General features: G+C 49.2%; 22 protein-coding genes. 13 read left to right on the top strand and 9 right to left on the bottom strand.

Annotated features, from left to right (window positions below):
* Nucleotides 1-6 precede the first annotated feature (6 nt).
* The 4 genes from hfq to BLV87_RS05125 form a co-directional block, all read right to left on the bottom strand.
* A complete protein-coding gene (hfq, locus tag BLV87_RS05140) occupies nucleotides 7-237 on the bottom strand; it encodes an RNA chaperone Hfq (RefSeq protein WP_028490436.1) in 231 nt (76 codons plus the stop codon).
* Nucleotides 238-394: 157 nt separating this feature from the next.
* On the bottom strand, nucleotides 395-1,324 hold the full coding sequence (gene miaA, locus BLV87_RS05135) for a tRNA (adenosine(37)-N6)-dimethylallyltransferase MiaA (RefSeq protein WP_093066096.1): 930 nt from the start codon (nucleotides 1,322-1,324) through the stop codon (nucleotides 395-397).
* On the bottom strand, nucleotides 1,324-3,174 hold the full coding sequence (gene mutL, locus BLV87_RS05130) for a DNA mismatch repair endonuclease MutL (RefSeq protein WP_093066094.1): 1,851 nt from the start codon (nucleotides 3,172-3,174) through the stop codon (nucleotides 1,324-1,326). The genes miaA and mutL overlap by 1 nt, the downstream gene beginning before the upstream one ends.
* On the bottom strand, nucleotides 3,174-5,120 hold the full coding sequence (locus BLV87_RS05125) for a S1C family serine protease (RefSeq protein WP_093066466.1): 1,947 nt from the start codon (nucleotides 5,118-5,120) through the stop codon (nucleotides 3,174-3,176). The genes mutL and BLV87_RS05125 overlap by 1 nt, the downstream gene beginning before the upstream one ends.
* 193 nt (nucleotides 5,121-5,313) lie before the next feature.
* On the opposite strand from BLV87_RS05125, the gene ileS reads away from it, so the two are divergent.
* Nucleotides 5,314-8,133, top strand: coding sequence for an isoleucine--tRNA ligase (gene ileS / locus BLV87_RS05120; RefSeq protein WP_093066092.1), 2,820 nt, complete (start codon nucleotides 5,314-5,316; stop codon nucleotides 8,131-8,133).
* A complete protein-coding gene (lspA, locus tag BLV87_RS05115; protein ID WP_217629940.1) occupies nucleotides 8,126-8,647 on the top strand; it encodes a signal peptidase II in 522 nt (173 codons plus the stop codon). The genes ileS and lspA overlap by 8 nt, the downstream gene beginning before the upstream one ends.
* Nucleotides 8,648-8,711: 64 nt before the next feature.
* On the opposite strand, the gene argH is transcribed toward lspA, so the two are convergent.
* On the bottom strand, nucleotides 8,712-10,118 hold the full coding sequence (gene argH / locus BLV87_RS05110) for an argininosuccinate lyase (protein ID WP_093066090.1): 1,407 nt from the start codon (nucleotides 10,116-10,118) through the stop codon (nucleotides 8,712-8,714).
* Between the two features lie 250 nt (nucleotides 10,119-10,368).
* Here argH and BLV87_RS05105 point away from each other — a divergent pair, with 250 nt between their 5' ends.
* Nucleotides 10,369-11,412, top strand: a complete 1,044-nt coding sequence (locus BLV87_RS05105) for a sensor histidine kinase (protein WP_093066088.1) — start codon at nucleotides 10,369-10,371, stop codon at nucleotides 11,410-11,412.
* A gap of 6 nt (nucleotides 11,413-11,418) precedes the next feature.
* On the top strand, nucleotides 11,419-12,165 hold the full coding sequence (locus BLV87_RS05100; RefSeq protein WP_093066086.1) for a LytR/AlgR family response regulator transcription factor: 747 nt from the start codon (nucleotides 11,419-11,421) through the stop codon (nucleotides 12,163-12,165).
* A 47-nt stretch (nucleotides 12,166-12,212) separates the two neighbouring features.
* Here BLV87_RS05100 and BLV87_RS05095 read toward each other — a convergent pair whose 3' ends face one another.
* Nucleotides 12,213-12,701, bottom strand: a complete 489-nt coding sequence (locus BLV87_RS05095; protein WP_175517845.1) for a thioredoxin family protein — start codon at nucleotides 12,699-12,701, stop codon at nucleotides 12,213-12,215.
* A gap of 223 nt (nucleotides 12,702-12,924) precedes the next feature.
* Here BLV87_RS05095 and BLV87_RS05090 point away from each other — a divergent pair, with 223 nt between their 5' ends.
* The 9 genes from BLV87_RS05090 to BLV87_RS05050 are packed head-to-tail and all read left to right on the top strand — an operon-like array spanning nucleotide 12,925 to nucleotide 19,866.
* Nucleotides 12,925-13,275 carry an ATP synthase subunit I gene (locus BLV87_RS05090; protein ID WP_093066082.1) on the top strand — a complete coding sequence of 117 codons (351 nt, stop codon included), beginning with the start codon at nucleotides 12,925-12,927 and terminating at the stop codon, nucleotides 13,273-13,275.
* 41 nt (nucleotides 13,276-13,316) lie between these two features.
* Complete coding sequence (atpB, locus tag BLV87_RS05085) at nucleotides 13,317-14,171, top strand: F0F1 ATP synthase subunit A (RefSeq protein WP_093066080.1); 855 nt, start codon at nucleotides 13,317-13,319, stop codon at nucleotides 14,169-14,171.
* Between the two features lie 48 nt (nucleotides 14,172-14,219).
* Nucleotides 14,220-14,507 carry a F0F1 ATP synthase subunit C gene (atpE, locus tag BLV87_RS05080; protein WP_093066078.1) on the top strand — a complete coding sequence of 96 codons (288 nt, stop codon included), beginning with the start codon at nucleotides 14,220-14,222 and terminating at the stop codon, nucleotides 14,505-14,507.
* A gap of 43 nt (nucleotides 14,508-14,550) precedes the next feature.
* Entirely contained in the window at nucleotides 14,551-15,021 is a 471-nt protein-coding gene (locus tag BLV87_RS05075) for a F0F1 ATP synthase subunit B (RefSeq protein ID WP_093066076.1), read from the top strand.
* Between the two features lie 11 nt (nucleotides 15,022-15,032).
* Nucleotides 15,033-15,569: a F0F1 ATP synthase subunit delta gene (locus BLV87_RS05070; RefSeq protein ID WP_093066074.1), complete on the top strand. Its 537-nt coding sequence runs from the start codon at nucleotides 15,033-15,035 to the stop codon at nucleotides 15,567-15,569.
* 27 nt (nucleotides 15,570-15,596) lie between these two features.
* Nucleotides 15,597-17,138, top strand: coding sequence for a F0F1 ATP synthase subunit alpha (gene atpA / locus BLV87_RS05065; protein ID WP_093066072.1), 1,542 nt, complete (start codon nucleotides 15,597-15,599; stop codon nucleotides 17,136-17,138).
* 15 nt (nucleotides 17,139-17,153) lie between these two features.
* A complete protein-coding gene (gene atpG, locus BLV87_RS05060; protein WP_093066070.1) occupies nucleotides 17,154-18,011 on the top strand; it encodes a F0F1 ATP synthase subunit gamma in 858 nt (285 codons plus the stop codon).
* A 40-nt stretch (nucleotides 18,012-18,051) separates the two neighbouring features.
* Entirely contained in the window at nucleotides 18,052-19,428 is a 1,377-nt protein-coding gene (atpD, locus tag BLV87_RS05055) for a F0F1 ATP synthase subunit beta (RefSeq protein ID WP_093066068.1), read from the top strand.
* 9 nt (nucleotides 19,429-19,437) lie between these two features.
* The gene (locus tag BLV87_RS05050) at nucleotides 19,438-19,866 is read left to right on the top strand and encodes a F0F1 ATP synthase subunit epsilon (RefSeq protein WP_093066066.1); all 429 of its coding nucleotides are present in this window, start codon (nucleotides 19,438-19,440) and stop codon (nucleotides 19,864-19,866) included.
* Between the two features lie 61 nt (nucleotides 19,867-19,927).
* Here the strand turns inward: BLV87_RS05050 and BLV87_RS05045 are convergent, their stop codons facing one another.
* The 3 genes from BLV87_RS05045 to BLV87_RS05035 all read right to left on the bottom strand — a co-directional run.
* A complete protein-coding gene (locus tag BLV87_RS05045) occupies nucleotides 19,928-20,248 on the bottom strand; it encodes a DUF1840 domain-containing protein (RefSeq protein ID WP_093066064.1) in 321 nt (106 codons plus the stop codon).
* Nucleotides 20,249-20,638: 390 nt separating this feature from the next.
* Entirely contained in the window at nucleotides 20,639-21,427 is a 789-nt protein-coding gene (rsmA, locus tag BLV87_RS05040; RefSeq protein WP_093066062.1) for a 16S rRNA (adenine(1518)-N(6)/adenine(1519)-N(6))-dimethyltransferase RsmA, read from the bottom strand.
* Nucleotides 21,427-21,975, bottom strand: a 549-nt coding sequence (locus BLV87_RS05035; protein ID WP_093066060.1) for an OmpA family protein, incomplete at its 5' end; no start/stop codon positions are given. The genes rsmA and BLV87_RS05035, both read right to left, overlap by 1 nt.

The raw sequence follows: 21,975 nt of genomic DNA, 5'->3' as shown, positions 1-21,975 counted from the left end.
AATGATTTATTCTTCTGGAGCCAATGCCAACTTGATCGGGCGAGCTGGCACGATAGTGGAAATGGCGTGTTTGTACACTAATTGGCTTACGGTATTACCCAGCAAAACAACGAATTGGTCAAATGATTCGACATGCCCCTGTAATTTGATGCCGTTGACCAAGTAAATAGAGACAGGAATCCGTTCCTTTCTCAGAGCATTAAGGAAGGGTTCTTGTAATGTGTGCCCTTTCGACATGAGCTTCTCCTAAAAATATTCTCGGGTTTGTGGTTGTTATGGTCTCACACCTAAAGCTAGGGGGGTGGTCGTGAGCCAGTCGCTTGTTTCCTACGACGCCTAAAAGCTTATCAGTTCTATCGTCTCACCAGAATGCCAGTTTGTCGGACGTATCCGTTCATCCGCCAATAAACGTTGAAACGTTGCTGATGACCGATGAAAGGTTGAGTTCTTGGGGGTTATACGAAGACACATCCTTTTCCGAACGCAACCACGTCATTTGACGTTTAGCAAGCTGTCGTGTTGCGACAATAGCACGATCGCGCATTTGATTGTAGTCTATTTCATTAATTAAATAATCCCAAATTTGCCGGTAACCAACAGATCTTATTGCAGGTAGGTGAGTATTTAAGTCGCCGCGTGCTAGGAGTTGGTGCACTTCTTCAATGATCCCACGTTCTAGCATCTGATCGAAACGTTGCGTTAATCGTGAGTGTAACCATGCGCGATTTTCTGGAACCAACGCAATTTTTAATAATTGATAAGGGCAGGCTTCATGCCAAGCCGCTTGTTGCAATTCCGTTAATGATTTACCGGTGAGTTCGTACACTTCTAGTGCACGTTGTAAACGTTGTGGATCATTGGGGTGAATGCGCTGAGCTGCCGCCGGATCAACTTGTGCCAAACGATCATGCAATGTTTGCCAGCCGTGGGTTGCGGCTTCAGACTCTAAACGGGCGCGGATGTCGGGGGCGGACTCTGGTAGATCGGATAAGCCATATTCCAGTGCACGGAAGTAGAGCATGGTTCCACCAACCAATAGCGGAATGCGCCCTTGTGCGGTGATATCTGCCATTTCACGTAAGGCATCGGAGCGGAACGCGGCGGCGGAATAGGGTTGTGCGGGGTCAAGAAAGTCGATTAGACGGTGTGGCGCTTGTGCTAATGTGTCAGCATCGGGTTTGGCGCTACCAATATCTAGACCCTTGTAAACTAGGGCGGAATCAACGCTAATGATGTCCAGCGGAAAGTGTTTGCATAATTCCACTGCTAGGTCGGTTTTGCCCGTTCCTGTTGGCCCCATAATGCAAATGGCTTTGGGTAACATTAACGCCCCCGCAGGAATAGTTTGTCGATCTGTTCTAGTGATAGCTGAGTCCATGTCGGGCGACCATGATTACATTGCCCGCTGCGTTCGGTGCGTTCCATATCGCGTAACAGGGCATTCATTTCGGGGATGCTGAGTTTGCGGTTAGCTCGTACTGAACCATGGCAGGCCATAGTGGCAAGGATTTCGTTCATGGCATCCTGGATACGGTTGCTCGTGCCTTGAGCAATCAGGTCAGCCAGTACGTCGCGCACCAGTGCTTCGGTATCGGATTCTTTCAGTAAACTGGGTACAGCACGGATTGTGAGCATTTCTTGTCCCAATAGATCCAGTTCAAAGCCGAGTGTGCGAAAGGTATCGGTGTGTTGCTCGGCGTAATCGACTTCCTTGCGGCTCACATTGAGACTGACGGGCACTAGTAGCGGTTGGGAGCGCAGCGCGTCGGTTGCCATGCTTTGCTTGAGGTATTCGTAAGTAATGCGTTCGTGTGCGGCGTGCATATCCACTACGACCAAGCCGCTGGTGTTTTGCGCCAAGATATAAATACCGTGGAGTTGTGCAAGAGCATAGCCAAGTGGTGGCATGTCGTCGGTATCCGATGGTAGGTGGTTGCGCTTCAGCCCGACATCACTACCCACGTTTTCCAATGGCACAATCGGTTGGTACAGCTGCTGGTAAGCCGCCATTTGTTCGCGCACCGGCATTTGCAGGCGCTGCTGGTATTGCGGGGAATAATTACGGCTGGTTGATGTTGATGGGGGAGCCTGTGGTGCTGACGATTTTTCAGAAAGATCGCTTGCAGGGCTAGCTCCTACAGGAAGTTGAGTGGGGGCTTGGGCCACATTGCTTGGTCTAATATCAGCCAACGCCTGATACAAGGTGCGAAACAAAAAATCATGCACTAAACGCCCTTCCCGAAACCTTACTTCTTGCTTGGTAGGGTGGGCATTCACATCCACCAGTTGCGGATTCAATTCTAGAAATAGCACGAAAGCTGGATGCCGTCCGTGATACATCACATCCTGATACGCTTGTTTTACCGCATGGGTAATCAGTTTGTCGCGTACATTTCGGGCATTGACGTAGAAATATTGCAAGTCCGCTTGCGAGCGAGAAAAGGTAGGTAGGCCAACCCAACCCCATAGGCGTAAACCTGCCGCTTCGTAGTCCAGATACACGCTTTGCTCGACAAATGCACTGCCGCAAATCTCGGCAATGCGCCGTTCTGCACCGCTGCGATCTTCCGCTGGGCGTAAGCGTAGGGTGTTTTTTTGATTGTGGCTCAATTCAAAGCTCACATCGAAGCGGCTCAGGGCGATTTTACGCACCATGTCTTCGATATGCCCGAATTCGGTTTTTTCGGTTTTGAGAAATTTGCGCCGTGCAGGCGTATTGAAGAAAAGATCAACTACATCCACGGTCGTGCCGGTTGCATGGGCAACGGGGGCAGGGGCATCGAAAACTTCCTGACCGTCGCCAAATAGTTGCCAACCTTGGGAGGCATCAGTGTGTCTAGAACTGAGAATCAGGCGCGAAACTGAGGCAATGCTAGGGAGAGCCTCACCTCTAAAGCCAAGGCTGCACACTTGTTCCAGATCATCAAGGCTGGCGATTTTGCTCGTTGCGTGGCGGCTTAGGGCAAGGGCGAGTTCCTCGTGAGGAATGCCGCTGCCATTGTCGCGGATGCGAATACGTTTGTTGCCACCTTGCTCAATATCTATCTCGATGCGGGTTGACCCGGCATCGAGTGCATTTTCCAGCAATTCCTTGACCACTGACGCAGGGCGCTCAACGACCTCGCCAGCCGCGATTTGGTTGATGAGATGAGCTGGAAGCTGACGTATTGGCATCAAGGTTGTGTGTTGCCAGTGACAGGCGCGGTTGGTGGTACAGCGACGGGCGCAGATGGTGGCGCAACAAACGGTCCAATTGGTGCCGTAACGGGCGGTGGAGCAACGATTGGTGCTACGGGAGCTGGTGTTGGTGCTGCTTCTGTTGCGGGTGCAGCCGGTGTCGGTGCTACTGGCGCAGAAGAAATTGGTGCTGTTTCTGTTACGGGTGGAGCTGGTGTTGGTATGGTTGTGGTCACAGGTGTTTGAGTAACAGCAGGCGCTTGCTCTGCAATAGGTGCAGTAGCGGCTGGTTGAGGTGCTTGCGTCAGGGCTTGCAGGTCTTTGGAGCGATCCGCATTTACACCGTATTGCGCTAGAATTTGGGGTTGGCGCTCGATGGCTTCTTTGCGATCGATAACTAACTGGTAGTTATCAGCCGTTTCTAGGGTGATGTAGTCAGTGCTGGATGATTGTATTTTTTGGTAAAAGTCTTGGAAGTCACGGATATTTGCACCGTTGACTTTCTCGATCAGTAAATTGCTATCGTGATGGTAATCTTTGTTAATGTCGGCTGGCAGAACTTTGGTCAGAATAACCGCTTCACGACGCTTCTCTTCAGGTGATTCATAGGTTAATGCGCCAATGCGAGCGGGCGTACCATCCATACTATCAATGACATTTTGATTGAGGGGCATGAAGACAAGGCCACCGAAAATAAAGTAAGTCGGCTGTTTGTCATACTCATTAGGTTTGACGAGGAGGTATTCTTTACCCGGCTTGTCCAATGGTAAGCTGACAATCTGTTCTTGACTATTGCGAATGATTTTAAAAGTGATGTTTTCGCCAATCTGGTGCATGTCAATGTAGTGCGTATGATCAATGAATTCGCCTGGGCGGAACTCCACTGTGCCATTGTTTTCGATTTTATGTCCGTCAATTTCGGTCACGATATCATCTATCTGAACTTTGCCATCCGCCGGTGAGTTTTTGTAAACCTTGTATACCAACATGCCGGTTTGGTTTTCACCTAAGCCATATTTACGGCGCATGGCAGGGTTTTCCATTGACTGGGTGAGGAAGCCGTGGAAGCCGTAGCCATCCACTTTGCCATCTTTCACATCATCTAATACATGACGAATAATCGGGGTCGGAATCATGTAGCCGATATTTTCAGTGAGAAAACCCGATTGCATGGCGACACCGACAACTTTGCCATCAGAAATAACGGGGCCGCCACTATTGCCAAAGTTAATGGCAGCGTCGACTTGGACGGCAATCAGGTTTTCGCCGGTATGCACGTAATTTTGTTTTTCAATACGTGAGACTACGCCACGGGTAACACTAAGGGTATTGCCACCAATCGGAAAGCCGTACACTTCCACAGATTGTTGCATTTTGGGCAAGTCGCCTAATTCCAATGGGGTAACATTTTTATAGGCATTGGCATCTTTGGTGCGCAAAATGGCAAGGTCAGATTCGTGTGAGATATAGACGACTTCAGCCTCGTAACGCTTGGTTTCGCTGTGGCGTTGAATTTCTAGGAAGGTGGCGTCAGAGGCAACATGGGCGTTAGTTAGGATCAAGTTGTCGGCAATGATCAAGCCAGAACCCGAACCTTTCTGGGAGTCAGAGTTCCACGGTGATAGGGTATCATAAGTATGTTGTACCACATGAACTTTGACCACCGCATCTTTAATTTTCGCACGTGGATCGGAGCCATCTTGAGTTGGTGGCACGTCGTCTTCTAGGACGGTCATGCTAACGCTTGGTTCGGCCTGAGTAGGGGCTGGGGATTCTGGCGTGACGGCAGTGTCAGTTGGTGTTGTTGCCGCAGGTGGTGGTGTGACGGTTTGTGTGGCTGGTGGTGTAAGCGGTGGCGTGATGCTGATTTCAGCCAGTAAGCTAGGTGAGATGGCAAGGCCAAGGCACAAAAACGTGCGGGTAATAATCGTTGTTTGGCGCATTTTGTTGAGTCCCATATTGAAAATAATCATAGCCCAAATCGGGGAACATAAATATCTAAGGGACTATAGCGTATCCTTCAGTGGAGTTAAAATACTTTAATCTGACGGTAATCTATCGGTTTTTAAGGTAAAACTTGGTATTCTTCGGCACTTATGGCATGGCACAAGCCTTGAATGACAACAGGATCGAATGATGACGGACTATAAGCACACTCTCAACCTGCCAAACACACCATTTCCTATGCGTGGAGACCTGGCAAAACGTGAACCGGGGATGTTGCAAGAGTGGGAAAACCGCCAAATCTACCAGCAATTGCGTACTCATGCACAGGGGCGTCCCAAGTTTATTCTGCATGATGGCCCGCCGTATGCGAACGGGGCGATTCACATTGGCCATGCGGTCAATAAAATCCTTAAGGACATCATTGTTAAGAGTAAAACCTTGAGTGGTTTCGATGCGCCGTATGTGCCGGGTTGGGATTGCCACGGCTTGCCGATTGAGTTGAAGGTTGAGGAGAAGCTGGGTAAAGCTGGTGATAAGGTTGATGCGTTTGTGTTTCGCAAGGCATGTCGTGAGTACGCGGCGGAACAGATTGATCTGCAACGTAAAGATTTCAAGCGTTTGGGGGTGTTGGGTGATTGGGAGAATCCTTACCTGACGATGGCGTTCCAAACTGAAGCGGACATCGTGCGTGCCTTGGGGCGTATTGCTACCAATGGGCATTTACACAAAGGCGCAAAACCGGTGCATTGGTGTACCGATTGTGGTTCGGCTCTGGCAGAGGCGGAGGTGGAGTACGCCGATAAAACCTCGTTTTCGATTGATGTACGTTTTACAGTTGCTGACGAAGCTGAATGGCTGCAACGTTTGCCTGAAGCCGCTGGGCAAGGTGAGTTGTCGGTGGTTATTTGGACAACTACACCTTGGACATTGCCTGCTAACCAAGCTGTGGCATTGAATCCAACGTTGGATTATGTGGTGGTGCAAACGTTGAGTGAACGCTTGTTGGTGGCAGAAGCCCTGTTGGCGTCTGTGCTGCAACGTGCTGAGATGACTGAGCACACGGTATTGGCGCGTTGCACAGGTGACAAGCTGGAAGGGTTGTTGTTACAACATCCGTTTTATGCGCGTCAAGTACCGGTTATTTTGGGCGATCATGTCACCACTGAGGCAGGGACGGGCGCTGTCCATACTGCTCCGGGGCATGGTCAGGAAGACTTTGTGGTTGGTTTGAAATACGGTTTGCCGGTGGATAACCCAGTGGGTGGCGATGGTTGCTTCTTACCAAATACAGAATTGTTTGCGGGTGAATCAGTCCACAAAGCGAATCCGCATGTGTTGGAGGTGTTGACCGAGCGCGGCAAATTGTTGAAAGCGGAAAAATTACGCCACAGTTACCCGCATTGTTGGCGGCATAAAACCCCGCTGATTTTCCGTGCTACGCCGCAGTGGTTCATTAGCTTAGAGCAAAATGGTTTGCGTAAACAGGCACTAGAGGCGATTCAGGGCGTAAAATGGATTCCCGATTGGGGTAAAGCGCGGATCGAGGGCATGGTGCAAAATCGCCCGGACTGGTGTATCTCTAGGCAGCGCAATTGGGGCGTGCCGATTGCTTTGTTTATCCACAAAGAAACGGGCGAGTTACACCCACAAACCGCTGCCTTGATTGAAGCCGTGGCACAGCGTATTGAACAAGAGGGCATTGATGCTTGGTTCCGCTTAACGCCTGAAGAGTTACTGGGTAAGGATGCAGTTGACTATGACAAGGTAGGCGATACCTTGGATGTGTGGTTTGACTCTGGGGTTACTCACGCGGCGGTATTGGAACGTCGAGCTGATTTACGTTTCCCTGCTGATGTGTATTTGGAGGGTTCTGATCAACATCGGGGTTGGTTCCAGTCTTCGTTGTTGTCAGCGATTGGCACACGCGGCGAAGCACCTTACCGTACTGTGTTAACCCATGGGTTTACGGTGGATGGTAAGGGCGAGAAAATGTCCAAGTCCAAGGGAAATATTGTTGCGCCACAAAAAGTAACCGATTCTTTGGGGGCTGATATTTTGCGTTTGTGGGTGGCTTCTACCGATTACAGTCGCGAAATGTCGGTCTCCGATGAGATTTTGAAGCGTACTGCGGATGCTTATCGGCGTATTCGCAATACAGCCCGTTTTTTGTTGGCAAATTTGAATGATTTTGATCCGGCAACTGATTTGGTTGCGGCAGCAGATATGTTGCCGTTAGATCGTTGGGCGGTCGATCAAGCCGCGCAAGTACAAGATAAAGTGCTGGCTGCTTACGATAATTTCCATTTCCATTTGATTGCGCAGGAAGTGTTGAACTTCTGTACGGTAGAGCTGGGCAGTTTATTCCTCGATATTACCAAAGATCGCCAATACACTATGCAGGCGGGTAGTCGCGGGCGGCGTTCGGCACAGACCGCAGCATGGCATATTTTGAATGCAATGGTGCGCTGGTTGTATCCGGTATTGAGTTTTACGGCTGAGGAAATCTGGCAGAGTCTGCCGGGTGAAAAGTCGCAGGATTTTGTGCTGTTTACCCAGTGGTATGATGGACTGTTTAGGTTGGATGAGGCTGACAAACTGTCTGCGGGTGAGTGGAGTTATGTGTTTGCGTTACGCGAACTGATCAGCAAGCAACTGGAGGATGTGCGCGTTGCCGGGCAAATTGGCGCGGGTTTAGATGCTGAGGTGGTAATTTATTACCGTCAAGTAGGTGTTGAGGTGAATCATGATCCGCTGCTGAAATTGGGGGAGGAATTACGTTTCGTATTGATTACGTCAGGCGTGCATTTACATGATGTAGTCGACGTACCAGAAGATGCAGTGGAGGTGTTGGATCAGGTGTTTGTGAGGGTTGTACGCTCCAAACATGGCAAATGCACACGTTGCTGGCATCATCGTGAGGATGTGGGCAGTCATGCTCAACATCCTGAGCTGTGTGGACGTTGCATTGAGAACATCGAAGGCACGGGCGAGGTGCGTCAGTATGCGTAGTTTTCGTTCTCTTTCTGCGGATACGGGGATGTTAGGTTGGTTGTGGCTGTCGGCTGCACTGGTGTTTATTGATCAGTGGACTAAGTGGATGGCTGAGGCAAATCTTGAACCCGGAGAGTCATTTGCGGTATTCCCACACTTGAATATGACGTTGGCGTATAACACTGGCGCTGCTTTTAGCTTTCTGTCTGATATGGGCGGAGTTCAGCGCTGGTTTTTTGCTATTTTGGCGATTGCTGTCAGTGCTTTTATCATTAACTGGTTGCGTAAGCTGAAAAAAAGTCGTGTATGGGTGGCGGTAGGGTTAACTATGGTGCTAGGTGGTGCGATTGGTAATCTGATTGATCGCTTGTTGTACGGTAAGGTTATCGACTTTATTGATGTGTATTTCGATATTCCTTTTGTGATGGAGAATTATCACTTTGCAATTTTTAATGTAGCGGATATTGCGATTACCTGTGGGGCAATTTTATTGGTACTGCTGAGTTTATTTACCTCTGACTTAGAATCTTGATGCGTAAAATTAAGAGCTTAACCATGATAGAGGCTATTCCTATCATGGTTGTCTTTGGGTTATCTTAGTTTGCGCTGAGCAGCCTACGTGCAATTTGTACTTGTCGTTTTACTTGTTCTGGTGCAGTGCCTCCTAAGTGATTACGGGCGGCAACCGAGCCTTCTAGTGTTAATACAGCAAATACGTCAGCGTTAATGATGTCGGAAAAGTGTTGAAGCTCTTCTAAACGCATTTCACTTAAATCCCGTCCGGTTTCCACGCCTAGTGCTACGGCCTTGCCGACAACCTCATGAGCATCACGGAAAGGTAAGCCTTTGCGTACCAAATAATCGGCAAGATCTGTTGCTGTCGAGAAGCCTTGCATGGCGGCTTGACGCATTTTTTCTGGTTTGGGTTGTACATGCGGCATCATGTCAGCAAAAGCCCGTAAGCTACCTAATAGAGTGTCTACGGTGTCGAATAGCGGTTCTTTGTCTTCCTGATTGTCTTTATTGTAGGCGAGTGGTTGGCCTTTCATTAGGGTGAGGAGTGAGAACAGATGTCCAAACACCCGCCCGCTTTTGCCACGAACCAATTCGGGGACATCAGGGTTTTTTTTCTGCGGCATGATGGAGGAGCCAGTGCAGAAACGGTCGGGAAGGCGAATAAAGTCGAATTGCGCGGAAGTCCACAGGATTAATTCTTCCGAGAAACGCGACAAGTGCATCATGATCAGGGAGGCTGCTGCGGTAAATTCAATCGCAAAATCTCGGTCACTGACGGCATCTAATGAATTACGTGCCGGGTAGTCAAAGCCTAGCAATTCCGCAGTGTAGAGGCGATCAATGGGGTAGGTTGTGCCTGCTAATGCCGCTGCACCCAATGGCATGACATTAAGACGTTTACGGCAATCTTGCAGGCGTTCAAAATCGCGTTGCAGCATTTCAAACCAAGCCAGCACGTGATGCCCAAAGGTAATGGGTTGAGCCACTTGTAGGTGAGTGAATCCCGGCAGAATAGTGTCGGTCTCACGTTCAGCAAGATCGACTAAGGCGTGTTGTAAACGACGTAACTCGTGGCTGATACCATCCATTTGTTCGCGCAACCATAGGCGCACATCGGTGGCAACTTGATCATTACGGGAGCGTCCTGTGTGTAATTTTTTTCCTGCAATGCCGATACGATCCGTCAGGCGAGCTTCAATGTTCATGTGAACATCTTCTAGCGAAATTTTCCAGTCTAATTCGCCTTTTTCTGCCAATTGTTCGATTTCATCTAACCCACTCAGGATTTGTTCAACTTCCGTGGTGTTTAATAAGCCTGTTTTACCCAACATGCGGGCATGGGCACGTGATCCTTGGATGTCGTGCCGGTATAAGCGCTTATCAAAGGGGATGGATGCAGTGAATGCTTCAACGAATGCATCGGTTGATTCGCTGAAACGTCCACCCCAAGGTTTGTCCTTGGCATTGTCTGATTGTTGTTGACTCATGAGTTAATGTTGAAATTTCATCAGGTTGTTAAAAAAAGTTGCCAAACATTATCACATTGTGGAAGAATAAAAAAATGCAATTCTCAATGTCGTATTCGTGCAACGTTAGTTGCAAGTAGTATACAAGGAAATGCTCAGCCTGCTATGTCAGGTCAGAGAATTATAAAAAATATAAACAATTACAACTGGGTCAGAATGAAACGTTACAACGGTGAAGTTAGGCGTTATCAAGTCTGATTGAGAGCAGAAAATGCCGTCATTTAATGGAAAAACCTTAAATTATTTGCCCAACCTTTGTGTTCCTCAGGTGCTATTGCGTGCAGTTTTAGCCGGTGAATTATTGGCAATGGTATTGGCGTTGGTGGTGGCAATGGATTTGCGAGATTTCTTCGTCAATTTTGGGCTGCATTCCTTGTTTGTATTGTGGGTAATGCTGGCTTCGATGTTTACGCTGTGTTTTGTTGGTCGATTTTTGACTAAGCCTTCTGTATCACAAGCCTCCGTCATTGTCTTGGCGACGGTTACTGGTTTTACATTGATTGCCTCAATCTTGGGGTTGTTGATGTCGAGCGGTAGTGGAGGGGGAAACAATATTTTAACCAGCGCCTTATTCGTGTTCAAGAACTTGGTGATTAGTTTGATTATCACTTTGGTTTTGCTGCGATATTTTTATATTCATGGACAGTGGGAGGAGACAGTTGAGTCTGATTCGGCTGCTAAGTACGATGCATTACAAGCTCGGATGCGCCCACATTTTCTATTCAATAGCCTGAATACGATTGCACACTTGGTGCACATTGATCCCAATAAAGCAGAGGCAGCGCTATTAGACCTAGCCGATATTATGCGCCTTACACTCGACAAACGGTCGCGGATTGCACTCAAAGAAGAGTTAGAGTTGACGTTGGCGTATTTGCGTATGGAAGGTTTGCGTTTGGGAGAGCGTCGCCTGACAGTTAAATTAGATATGGATCAAAACAGTTTGCCATTGGATATGGATATTCCCCCATTTTTATTGCAACCATTGGTGGAAAATGCAGTTTACCATGGAATTCAGCCGCGACAGGATGGCGGCTTGTTAACGGTCAGTTTGTATGACGCTGGTGATCGTTTGGATGTTTCTGTTACTAATCCACTGCCACCTTCAGGTATGAGTACACATACCAAAGGCAATCATATTGCGCAGGAAAATATGGTGAAGCGCTTGCACCTAGCCTATGGCGACCGCGCTAACCTAAAAATCCAGAAGAATGTACAACAATATCGGGTTTCGTTTTCCATCCCCAAGGAGTAGAAAATTATGACATTAAAAATTTTAATCGTTGACGATGAAGAGTATGCGCGTGCTCGCATTAAGGGGTTATTGGCAAGCCAGGTCGATTACGGAGTTTGTGCAGAAGCCGAAAACGGGGTGGATGCAGTGATTATGACCGAACGTTATCAGCCCGACATCGTGCTCATGGATATTTCCATGCCCGGTATGGATGGGTTGGAGGCCGCTCGGCATATTTCGGGCATGGATAGCCCGCCAGCCGTCATATTCACCACAGCGTATGGTGAATATGCTTTAGAAGCCTTTTCAACAAAAGCAACAGGGTATCTTATGAAGCCTATTAGACAAGAACAATTATTACAAAGTCTGGAACAAGCTCGTTCATTGAACCGTGCGCAACGTATGGAGGCGCTCGAAAACCGTGAAGGTCGCAACTTGCTGTCACGTAAGCATATTTGTGCGAGAATGCGGGGGAACCTTGAGTTGATTCCCATTGAAGATGTGGTGTATTTCCAAGCCGACCAAAAATACGTGACAGTGCGTCATAAAAAAGGCGAGGTGATCATCGAAGAGTCATTGAAGTCACTGGAAACGGACTTGGCCGACCGTTTTATTCGTATCCACCGCAATGCTCTGGTTTCTAAAAGTGCGATTGCGGGGCTGTCGAAATCTTCCGTAGGGCGTACTCAAATTGTGCTGGATAACGTCAAGGATCAATTGGAAGTAAGTCGTCGCCACTTGGCTGAAGTACGCCGTTTTGTGCGTAACCGTTAATTTCGCCTATTTGGGGCGTGATAGCTTCACGCCCCTATCTTTGCTGATTAATTAACTGCTTGTTGTGCCGTGCTAATGGCGCTTTCCAAATAAGCACCGTAGAAGTCAGGGCTGTTGTACCCTAGTAGGCGTTCTGCTACTTCATTGCCTTCCGCATTCAAAAAAAGCAATGTTGGTGTTAGTGATGCTTGATGTTTTGCCGCAAACTCCTCTGCATTGATCTTGTTACCATTAAAATCAATAACCGTTTGATTGCCGCCTATATCAAAGCGGCGAATCAAAATGCGAGAATCGTACTTGCCACTGCGTAGCATAGGTTCAAGGTGCTCGGTTTCTAATCTTCTGCAAAACCCACAGTAATCTGCCCGAAATGCGAGTAGTAATGGTAGTCCTTTGCTTTTCATTTCCTGCTGTAAAGCATAGAAGTCGCTGGTTTCGGGAATGATTTCTTCAGCGAAGGCAGTAGGTATCAGTGATATTATCCATAGTGTCAGGCTTAGTAATGGTATGACGGTGAAATGCCTGTTCGAGTGCATGAATTTCCCTCCTTTGGGTAAGCCGCTGTCATTATTCAACTTTGTAGACAAAATATAAGGCATTTTGTTGTGGCGGGATATGCCAAAAGAGATATATAATCCTCCCCTATTGTTTAATGGGTCAGGGTAAGCCCTAGTGGTTGACCGTATATTAGTATGTATTTATACTCCATCGGGATTTAGGCGAGAGCCGGTTGTAATTTAACCTGCTCTAGAGGAACAAATGCGAAGCATACTCATTATTCAATTTATCTTGATGTTGGCCGGTGTAGCGGTGTCGTGGTCATACCAAGGTGATTCAGCATTGTTGCCTGCATTTTACGGCGGTGCGATTGCACTCGCAAATACCTTGCTGTTATCGCGTCGCGTGGTGCAAGCAGGGGAGATAGCAAAAACCAGTCCACAGCAAAGCGTGAATGCTTTGTATTTTGGTGTGGTACAACGATTTGTATTTGTGTTAGTTGCGTTAGGTTTAGGTTTGGGCTACTTGAAGTTGTCCCCTGTGCCTTTATTAGGCACGTTTACGGTGTCGCAACTGGCTTATATGCTGATGGGAACTCGCCAAGCCGGGTGATGCCAGCCAAGATTTTTTAACTTTAGTGTACGGGGTGAATTGTGAGCGAATCGAATGCGCCAGCAATCTCAAGTCCTGTCGAGTACATCCAGCACCACCTGACCAACTGGAGCGTTGGCGTTGAACACGGTGAGCAAGTCAAGATTGTTGACTTCAGCGTTTTTCACGTCGATGTCTTTTTGTTCAGTGTGCTACTCGCAGGTTTGTTTGCTTTTTTTGCTTGGAAAATCGGCAAGAATCTGAATCCTGATAGGCCTACCGGAGCGCAGAATGTCGTTGAGACATTGCTTGAGTTCGTGAATCAACAGGTAAAGGATATTTTTCCAAATGCTGACCGTTTGATCGGGCCATTGGCACTGACTATTTTTGTCTGGGTGCTGCTGATGAATGCGATGGACTTCCTGCCGGTTGATTTGTTACCAGCATTAGCGGGTGGCATTGCCAGCCTGTTCGGTGCTGACCCGCATCATGTTTACCTGAAAGTCGTGCCGACCACCAATCTGGATACCACGTTCGGTTTGGCTTTAAGTGTATTCGCACTGATTATTTTCTATAACATTAAACACAAAGGCCTGTGGGGTTATACCAAACAGTTCCTATTTCACCCATTCGGACCTTACCTAATGCCAGTTAACATTGTGATGACGGCGATTGAGGAAGTGGCGAAGCCCGTCAGTCTCGGTCTGCGTTTGTTCGGAAACATGTTCGCGGGTGAATTGTTGTTCCTGTTGATTGCGCTATTGGCATTCTCAGTTTGGGCAATGCCTGCTCAGATCGCTTTGGGTACATTGTGGGCAATCTTCCATATGCTGGTGGTTCCGTTGCAAGCATTTATCTTTATGCTGCTGACCATTGTGTATCTGGGGCTGGCCAGCCAGAACGACGAACACCATTAAGATTTTTTGATTTTACTTTTTGATTTTTAACTTTTCGGAGACTTCACAATGGATGCACAAGTTGTTGCAATGATCTATTCCTACACTGCTGTAGGCGTTGGTATTATCCTCGCGGCTGCTGGTCTGGGTTCAGCACTGGGCTGGGGGATGATCTGTTCTAAATTTATCGAAGGCATCGCTCGCCAACCTGAAATGCGTGCGCAATTGACCGGTCAAATGTTGTTTACTGGTGGTTTGATGGAAGCATTCCCAATGATCGTTCTGGGTATCTCTATGTGGTTCATCTTTGCTAACCCGTTCATCGGTGCTGCTAAAGCTGCAATGGGTGCTGGTTAATTCCCCGATTGTTAAACGTTGTTACTAACATTCGGAGGTTAACATGAACGTAACTGCAACCCTGATTGGGCAGATGATCGTTTTTTCGATCCTGATCTGGTTCATCAAAGGTGTTCTGTGGGAACCGATGCTGAAAGTGCTGGAAGACCGTAAAGCGCGTATCGCTGATGGTCTCGCCGCTGCCGAAAAAGGCAAGCACGAAGAAGAATTGGCTCGCCAGCATGCACTAGATGAATTGAAAAAAGCCAAAGCTGAAGCTGCTGAGATCGTCGCACAAGCGCAAAAGCGTGCGTCTGAAATCGTTGACGAAGCCAAGAATGCTGCTGTGGAAGAAGCAGGTCGCGTGAAAGTGGCAGCTCAGGCAGACATCGAGCAGGAAGTTTCCCGCGCTCGTGAAAGCTTGCGTTCACAGGTGTCTGCACTGGCGATTGCCGGGGCTGAGAAGATTCTTGGTCGCGAAGTGGATGCCAAAGCTCACGCTAAAGCATTGGATGAACTGGCTGCGCAAATTTAAGGTGGTGAACCATGTCTGATTTGACAACCGCTGCCCGTCCTTACGCCCGTGCGGTGTTTGAGATGGCGCAGGAAGCCGGAAAGTTGACCGAATGGTCAGCGCAACTGGCAGCCATGTCTGCGGTCGTCGCGGCTGAAGGTTCATCTGCCTTGTTGGATCATCCTCGTATGACCAAAGAACAGAAAGCGACAGTATTCGGCGAGATTGCAGGTGATGCACTCGACGAGCAAGGTCGCAATCTGCTCAAGGCACTGGCTGAACATGATCGTTTCGTGTTGTTGCCTGAAATTTCCACCATCTTTGAACAAATGAAGGCGGAAGCGGAAGGTGCGATTGAAGCGGAAATTATTTCTGCACAGGAAATGAGCGATGACCAGCAGCAGACCATTGCTGCGGCACTCCAAAAACGCTTGGGACGTGAGATTAAGCTCGTCACTAAAGTTGACCCAACCCTGATGGGTGGTGCGATTGTTCGTGCAGGTGACTTGGTGATTGACGGCTCAATCCAAAGCAGGCTGAAAGATATGAAGGCGGCGTTGGCGCGTTAAGCCCAGCCGATAATTGAGGAATAGCATATGCAACTTAACCCAACTGAAATCAGTGACCTGATCAAAAAGCGCATCAGCAGCTTTGAGTCCGGTGCTGAAGCTCGCACTGAGGGTACGGTTGTCTCCGTTACGGATGGTATCGTCCGCCTTCACGGGCTTGGCGATGTAATGTCCGGCGAGATGATCGAATTCTCTAACGGTTCTTACGGTCTGGCATTGAATCTGGAGCGCGATTCTGTCGGTGCGGTTGTCCTTGGTGATTACAAAGGTATCACTGAAGGCGACACTGTAAAATGTACTGGTCGTATCTTGGAAGTACCACACGGTCGTGGTTTGCTGGGTCGCGTTGTTGACGCACTGGGCAACCCGATTGATGGTAAAGGTCCGGTCGACAACGACGGTTTCGCACCTATTGAGCGTATGGCTCCGGGCGTTATCGAACGTAAATCGGTTGACCAACCAGTGCAAACTGGTGTGAAAGCACTTGACTCCATGGTGCCAATCGGTCGTGGTCAGCGCGAACTGATTATCGGCGACCGCCAAACCGGTAAAACGGCAGTAGCGGTTGACGCGATCATCAACCAGAAAGGCAAAAACGTAAAATGCATTTACGTTGCTGTCGGTCAAAAAGCCTCTTCCGTTGCCAACGTGGTTCGCAAACTGGAAGAATACGGCGCACTGGAATACACCACTGTGGTTGCTGCAACAGCGGCTGACCCGGCTTCCATGCAATACCTCGCGCCTTACGCGGGTTGCACCATGGGTGAATACTTCCGTGACCGTGGCGAAGACGCTTTGATCGTTTATGACGATTTGACCAAGCAGGCTTGGGCTTACCGTCAAGTTTCCCTGTTGCTGCGCCGCCCACCGGGTCGTGAAGCATACCCTGGGGACGTTTTCTACCTGCACTCCCGTTTGCTGGAACGTGCGGCTCGCGTCAATAAGGAATACGTTGAAGCTTTCACCAACGGTGAAGTGAAAGGTCAAACCGGTTCATTGACCGCGCTGCCAATCATCGAAACCCAAGGTGGTGACGTTTCTGCATTCGTTCCAACCAACGTTATCTCGATCACTGACGGTCAGATCTTCTTGGAAAGCGACCTGTTCAACGCTGGTATTCGTCCTGCTATCAACGCGGGTTTGTCGGTTTCCCGCGTTGGTGGTTCTGCACAAACTAAGATCATCAAGAAACTCGGTGGTGGTGTGCGTTTGGCATTGGCGCAGTACCGTGAATTGGCAGCGTTCTCCCAGTTCGCATCTGACCTCGACGAAGGTACTCGTAAGTCTTTGGCGCGTGGTCAACGTGTTACCGAACTGATGAAACAGCCTCAATTCTCCCCACTGTCCGTCGCAGAAATGGCATTCTCACTCTACGCTGCTAACGAGGGTTTCCTTGACGACGTCGATGCGAAGAAAATTGTGGACTTTGAAGCCGCGATGCTGAGCTATCTGCGCTCTTCTCAAAAGGAACTGCTGGACAAGATCAACGAGAAAGGTGATTTCAACGACGAGATTGCTGGTGCAATGAAAAAAGCACTGGAAACTTTCAAGTCGACCAACACTTGGTAATGGGAGGTTATTCCTATGGCAGTTGGTAAAGAAATACTGACCCAGATCAAGAGTATCGGCAATACCAAGAAGATCACTAAGGCAATGGAAATGGTTGCTGCATCCAAAATGCGTCGTGCGCAAGACCGGATGAAAGCCAGCCGTCCCTATGCTGAGAAAATGCGTCAAGTGGTTAACCATGTGGCGTATGGTCATCTTGAGTACAAACACCCTTATACCCAAATACGCGAAAACGTGAAACGGGTTGGCTACATCGTCATGTCCTCTGACCGGGGTTTGTGTGGTGGTTTGAACGTCAACCTGTTCAAGAAAGCGTTGCAGAGCATTGCCGAATGGAAAAAGCAGGATGTTGAAGTCGACATCTGCGTTTTCGGGGCAAAAGCGTCTGCGGCTTTCCGCCGTTATGGGATTGTCGCTCAGAAAACCCACATGGGCGATGCCCCAAAAGTGGCGGATATGATCGGCACAATTAAGGTAATGCTGGATGCTTACGAAGAAGGTCGCATTGATCGCCTTTTCTTGGTTGAGAATGAATTCGTTAACAGCATGACGCAACGCCCGCAGGTGACTCAGCTCATCCCGTTGGTTGCCACAGGCACGGATTCAATCAAGCACCATTGGGACTATCTCTACGAACCTGAGTCGAAAGAAGTTATTGATGCCTTGATGCAGCGTTACATTGAATCAATCATTTACCAAGGTGCTGTCGAAAACGTTGCCTGTGAAATGGCAGCGCGGATGGTCGCCATGAAGAGCGCCTCCGACAACGCCGGTAAAATGATTGGTGATTTGAAGCTGATCTACAACAAAGCGCGTCAGGCAGCGATTACTCAGGAAATTTCCGAGATTGTTGCAGGTGCTGCGGCTGTCTAAGGCTGTTACGGATTTTAAATTTTTAGTGAGGTACTGAATAATGAGTACTGGAAACATCGTTCAAGTCATCGGCGCGGTTGTTGATGTGGAATTCCCACGTTCTGCTGTGCCAGCGGTCTACGATGCGTTAACAGTAGCCGACCAAGGTCTGACCTTGGAAGTCCAGCAGCAGTTGGGCGACGGCGTTGTACGCACCATCGCGATGGGGGCATCTGATGGCCTTAAGCGCGGTATGCAAGCAGTAAACACAGGCGCACCGATTTCTGTGCCTGTTGGTCCGGGTACATTGGGACGTGTCATGAACGTTCTGGGTGAACCGGTTGATAATGCAGGCGAAGTTGTCTGCGAAAAGAAAATGCCAATCCACCGTGCGCCACCGGCGTATGATGAATTGTCATCCGGTATCGACATTCTGGAAACTGGCATCAAGGTTATCGACCTGATCATGCCTATCGCCAAGGGTGGTAAAATCGGTCTGTTCGGTGGTGCGGGTGTAGGTAAAACCGTAACCCTGATGGAGCTGATCAACAACATCGCCAAGCAACACAGCGGTTTGTCCGTGTTTGCGGGGGTTGGTGAACGGACTCGTGAAGGCAACGACTTCTACCACGAAATGACAGAAGGCGGCGTTATCGACAAGGTAGCACTGGTTTACGGTCAGATGAATGAACCACCCGGCAACCGTCTGCGCGTTGCGTTGACTGGTCTGACCATGGCTGAATACTTCCGTGACGAAGGCCGTGACGTTTTGATGTTCGTTGACAACATCTACCGTTATACCTTGGCGGGTACGGAAGTATCAGCACTGTTGGGCCGTATGCCATCTGCGGTAGGTTATCAGCCAACATTGGCGGAAGAAATGGGCGCACTGCAAGAGCGTATCACTTCCACCAAAACTGGCTCGATCACCTCGTTCCAGGCGGTTTACGTACCGGCGGATGACTTGACTGACCCATCCCCAGCGACCACGTTTGCCCACTTGGATGCGACACTGGTATTGTCACGCAACATCGCGGAACTGGGTATTTACCCTGCGGTAGACCCACTTGACTCCACCTCGCGTCAGCTCGACCCGCTGGTTGTTGGTCAAGAACACTACAGCATTGCGCGTGGCGTGCAAGGGATCCTGCAACGTTACAAAGAACTCAAGGACATTATCGCGATCTTGGGCATGGACGAACTCTCTGACGAAGACAAACAAGTCGTCGGTCGTGCGCGTCGTATCCAACGCTTCCTGTCCCAGCCGTTCTTTGTGGCGGAAGTGTTCACGGGTTCACCGGGTAAATACGTTAGCCTGAAAGACACGTTGAGCAGCTTCAAAGCTATCCTGAACGGTGAATACGACCATTTGCCAGAACAAGCGTTCTACATGGTCGGCGGTATCGACGAAGTTGTTGAAAAAGCTACGAAGCTCTAAGGGGGCATCATGGCGATGACATTTCATCTGGACGTAGTGACGGCAGAGCAAGCACTGTTCTCCGGCACAGTCGAAGAAGTGATTGCACCGGGTGCAATGGGTGACTTGGGCATTATGCCGCGTCACTCGCAGTTGATTTCCAAGCTGCGTGCAGGCGAATTGCAGTACAAAACCACCGAAGGCGCGATGGCATCGCTGTTCGTCTCCGGTGGTGTGCTGGAAGTTCAGCCACACGTGGTGACAGTATTGGCTGACACCGGGATGCGTGCGGAAGACCTCGACGAGGCCGCCGCCCGCGAAGCGATGAAGCAAGCCCAAGACGCGCTGCAAGGTAAAGATCCGGAAGACCTCGATTATGAGGCGATCCAGACTGAGCTGGAGTCAGCGAAGGCGCAGATCGAAATGCTGCACCGGATTGGTAAGTTGCGCGGTCACTGAATTTCGACAAGTCAGTAAAAACAAAAAGGCTCCGTTGGGAGCCTTTTTGCTGTCTGTCATTTTAGAAAAATGCGGTATCTTTTTCCCACATGACATTTTTCTGTGTGGTAACGGCGGCTCTCAGTAATTCCAACAAGGGGTAAGCGCGGACATTGGTGCTGACGGCTGGTTCAGCGTCTGCTGGTGGCTGCTTGTTGGAAGCGTCGGTTTGGCTAGCTTCCGCTTTTAAGGCGGCTTCGAGGTGTTGCAGTGCTGTTGCCACGTCTTCAGTACGGATGGCACTGGGGATTGTGCCACTATGCCCCATCATGCGAATCAGGGCTTTCGCATCTTTTTCAAACATGGAAACACTGGCGGCGGCGGGACTGGTGAAGCGGATCATGGCTGGCTCCTTGTCAAAATCAGAAAAATCATCTGTTAATCATATACCGAAAGCCTGTTGCACTGGCAGATTTGTCACCCACTGACGTAACCCCTGTCGCTTTCTGACAGCATTGCTAGGATAGTGAGTTGGTAGTTGTTTACTAAATATTACCAAAGCTAGGATTATCAATGTGTTAATTTTTTGGTGGGAGTTGGCACGGCGGTTGCTATAGTTCTTTCAGTCAGAACAGCGAAACAACATAAAGAATTTATCAGCAAGCCCCAAGAGGCAGAGAGCAGGCTTAAATATCAATAACAATAAATTGCCTGACCATGCTTCGACTCCTCTAACCCCCGGCTCAATAGCGGGGGTATTTATTTTTCGGTTCTTTGCAACTAAGGGGGGATATTATGCCGTTAGAAAATTCGCTAAATTAACAAAATCCTCAACCGCTAACGTTTCCGCTCGGCGTACTGGATCTATCCCTATGCTTTCAATCTGTTCTGCTGTTAGCAAGCCTTTCAGCGTATTGCGCAAGGTTTTGCGGCGTTGCGAGAACGCTTGTTGCACCAGTTTGCCGAATTGCTCCGGATCATTAGCAATGTACGGAGGCGTTGCCCACGGCTTCAGATACACCACCGCTGAATCAACTTTAGGCGGCGGGGTAAACGCGCCAGGGCCAATTTTCAGCAAATAATGCGGCTCGCAATAGTATTGCACCATCACCGAGAGCCGTCCGTAATCTGAACTGTCCGGTTCGGCGGTGAGGCGATCCACCACTTCCTTTTGTAGCATGAACAGCATGTCGCGGATGTGTGCCCGATGTTCCAAAAAGTGGAAAATCAGCGGAGTGGAAATGTTGTACGGCAAATTGCCGATAATTCGCAGCCTATCGCCATCACCGCGCAATGCCGAAATATCCAGCTTGAGAGCGTCTTGGGCGTGAATGTGCAATTTGCCGATGGCTTGTGGCTGTTCTTGCCACCAGGCAATCACGTCGCGGTCGATTTCGACCACATCCAGACGTGGCAACAATTCCAGCAGCGGGAAGGTGAGTGCACCGGGGCCAGGGCCGATTTCGACGACGTGATCCGTGGGTTGCAAGTTAACAGCGCGGAGCATGTTGTCGATAACGTTGCGGTCGTGTAGGAAATGCTGACCGAAACGTTTTTTGGCGTGTTGTTGGTATTGGCTCACTATTGTCCTAATATTTTCAGTTCGACGCGGCGGTTTTGTGCTTTGCCATCGGGTGTGGCGTTGTCGGCTAACGGGGTGCTGGAGCCGTAGCCTTTGGCACTGAGGAGTTCGGCTTTCGCACCTTTTTCCACTAAGTATTTCATCACAGCTTCTGCGCGAGACTGGGATAGTTTTTCGTTGGCTGCTTTGTCGCCGCTGCTGTCGGTGTGACCGCCCACCTCAATTTTGAGTTCGGGGTGTTGTTTTAATGTATTAGCTGCCTCATCAAGAATGGGGAATGAGTCCGCAGTCAGGACTGCTGAGCCGGTTTCAAATATGACGCCTTTCAAGTTGATGTTCTCGTTTTTGGAGCAGCCGACCTGATTGACTTCCGTGTTGGCAGCAGTCTCTGGGCAAAGATCGTCAGCATCGGCAACGCCATCTCGATCAGCATCTGGTATGGCGTCGCAGCCTTTGTCGTCGACTTTTATACCTTCCTTCGTATCGGGGCATTTATCGGCGTCGTCGTGGATACCGTCCTTGTCACCATCGGGTGGCGGTAGGTCGCA

The sequence above is a fragment of the Thiothrix caldifontis genome, from assembly GCF_900107695.1.
Classification (GTDB): Bacteria; Pseudomonadota; Gammaproteobacteria; order Thiotrichales; family Thiotrichaceae; genus Thiothrix; species Thiothrix caldifontis.
Note: the sequence above shows the minus strand (reverse complement) of the source record. Positions and strands in the feature narration are given on the sequence as shown.